This is a genomic window from Mycobacterium gordonae (assembly GCF_002101675.1).
Lineage (GTDB): Bacteria > Actinomycetota > Actinomycetes > Mycobacteriales > Mycobacteriaceae > Mycobacterium > Mycobacterium gordonae.
Window position 1 is genome coordinate 1 of record NZ_LQOY01000217.1, and the last position, 2,635, is coordinate 2,635.

Here is a 2,635-nt window from a genome sequence, read left to right on the forward strand (position 1 = left end):
TGTCAATGGACATCGGAAACTGCCCGTGGGCGGACATGAGAACTGCCTGTAGGTGGCCAATAAGAACTGCCCAGTGGCGGACACGAATCTGCCCATGAGGGGATGTCCGCCACCGGTCGGTGAGGCCGTTGTCAGCTCAAGGGTTTGACTCCTTTCCCGTGCAGGGCCTGGGCTAGGCGCACGGAGTCTCCGCTGGTTTGGCACAGGTGTGCGTGGTGCAGGAGGCGGTCCACCGTCGCGGTGGCCAACGTTTTGGGCATGAGTTCATCGAAGCCACTGGGATGGATGTTCGACGAGATCGCCACCGACTTGCGTTCGTAGGCTGCTTCGACGATGCGGTAGAGCCCTTCGGCGGCATCAGCGCCGACTGGGAGCAGGCCGACGTCATCGATCACCACGAGCTCGGCTCGGACGATCTTGGCGACGGCCTTGCCGAGTGAGTCGTCGGCGCGGTGGGCTCGTACCAGTACGCCGATTTGTTCGAGGGTGAACCATGCCACCGGCATTCCGGCCTCGATCACTTTCTGTCCCAATGCTTCGAGGAAGAATGTCTTGCCGGTGCCGGCCGACCCGCAGACCACCAAATTTTCCCGGCGCCGCACCCATTCCAGGGTCTGCAATGCCTGCTGGGTGGGTAGCGGGATCGACGACGCGCTGGGATCCCAGACATCGAAGGTCTTGCCGGTCGGGAAACCGGCTGCTTTACGGCGCGATGCCAGCATCGAGCGGGCCCGTCCGGCCGACTCTTCGGCGAGCAGGGTTTTGATGACTTCGGTGGGGTCCCAGCGTTGCGCGCGGGCGGTGGCTAGCACGTCGGCGGCGATCGCGCGGGCATGCGGCAACCGCAGGGAACGCATCAGCATTTCAACGTCGGCGGGTAGCACCGCAGCCGTAGTGGTGGTCATGCGATGCCCGCCTCGGGTCCGTCGATGATGTTGGCGCCGAACAGGTTCCATCCGCGGGTGCCTTGGGCCAGGGAGGTGTCCTCGTTGGCGCCGCGTCGGGTCCGATCGAGGCCTTTGGCCGCGAGGATGGAATCGAGATCACCGGTGGCGAAGCGGCCGTGCACGGCGGCATGCCCCAGTGCCCAGTCGACGTCCGCGCGGCTGCTCAGAGCCGAGAGCGCGACAGCGTGGGCCATCTTCTGTCGGATCCGTTCAGTACCGACGGCGGCGGCTTCTTTGAGCCACACCGCGGCACCAGGCCCGAGTGCCAGGAACGTCTGCTCGGCGGCGGTACGCGCCCGGACCCGGTAGTCACCAGGCACCTTGTCACGATGGTCGGGGAAATGAGCATCGTCGATGGCGGGGCTACCTGGGGTGGCGCGGCGGTGCCGGGCCACCTCGATCGGTCCACCGTCATCGAGGGCGCAGATCACTATCTCGTCGGTGCCGTCGTGGTGGCGTATCCATACCGATTGGCCCAATAGTGTTGTCGGCAGGGAGTATTGGCAGTGTTCAAAGGTGACCATCGGGGTGTTGTCGGGGACCCGGCGGGTAACACCCAACGCGGCAGTGTGAGGGAGATCGGGTATTGCGTGCAGAGCGGGACGTTCTGCGGTGAGCATCTCGGCCGGGCGCCGACCCGTCGCGCGGTGCACCCGGGCGTTGATCTCGGCCACGAAGGCTGCGCAGGCCGCCTCCACCTCGGCGAAGCTGCCGTACTGGGGCAGCAGGTTCGTCTCGGTGGGCACGATGTCGGCTTTGGCGAGTTTGACCGCGTTCTCCACCCCACCTTTTGAGGCCGGGTCGGCGGGTTCACAGGTCAGTACCGAGACGCCGTAATACCGGCCGAAGGTGACCGCGGCGCGGTTGCGGACCGGGACCCCGGCGATATGGCCAGTCGTGACGGTCTTTTCGTTGTCGGTCAACAGGTAGGTCGGGGCGCCACCCGTGAGCCGGAAGATGCGGTCTAGTCCGGCGAAGACACTGGGTGCGGTGCGGTCGCGCAATGCAATCACCACGCGGTAGCGGCTCCACGCCAACCAGGCCACCAGCAGCACGATTTTGCGCCCGGCCACCAGGGGGCCGTCGGCGAAGTCATACTGCAGCCATAGTCCGGGCTCGGTGATCCAGGGCCGGTGCACGCGTGTATTGCCCAGTCGCCATTGGGCTTTGATCTCCGCCACGGCGCGGCGGGTGGTGCGGTCGGTACCGGCATATCCCAACGCGAGAAGCTTCTCGTGGGCTTTGTCGCCGCGGATCTTGCCCTTCGAGTCAACGACCCAGCCTTCTAAGATGTCGCGCCAGTCGTCGATCATGCGGGCTCGCCGCGCGGCCGGTGGCAAGCCGGCGGCGCGGTCCTCGACCGCCTTCTTCACCGTGTGATGAGAGCATCCGCACAGTTCGGCGGCGGCGCGGTAGGAGCCGGTCAGGTCGTAAGCATTGAGGATTTCCATGAGTTCTCCGTCAGACTTCAAGTAGGTCTCTCCTGGGGATTTCGGTTCGACTAGGCATCGACATCGAAACCGCAGGAGAGGCCGCACCGGCGCTGACGCGCCGGACGGCAACAGGTAGGTCTGGGCAGATTCATGGCCGCCTGCGGGCACTTTCGTGTCCGCCGGTGGGCAGTTCTTATTGGCCGCTACTGGGCACTTTCATGTCCGCCAGTGGGCAGTTTTTCATGTCCGCCGACA

Annotated in this window: 2 protein-coding genes; both read right to left on the reverse strand. The window is 65.3% G+C overall.

From position 1 onward, the window contains the following. Positions 1 to 131: 131 nt before the first annotated feature. The gene (locus tag AWC08_RS27780) at positions 132 to 905 is read right to left on the reverse strand and encodes an ATP-binding protein (protein WP_069435673.1); all 774 of its coding nucleotides are present in this window, start codon (positions 903 to 905) and stop codon (positions 132 to 134) included. Further along, positions 902 to 2,419, reverse strand: a complete 1,518-nt coding sequence (gene istA / locus AWC08_RS27785) for an IS21 family transposase (protein WP_085088527.1) — start codon at positions 2,417 to 2,419, stop codon at positions 902 to 904. Before istA ends, AWC08_RS27780 begins: the two co-directional genes overlap by 4 nt. Positions 2,420 to 2,635: the final 216 nt, after the last annotated feature.

What these genes read in the sequence shown, in the direction of transcription:
- AWC08_RS27780 (WP_069435673.1), bottom strand. Translation starts at nt 905, where the DNA reads ATGACCACCACTACGGCTGCGGTGCTACCCGCCGACGTTGAAATGCTG.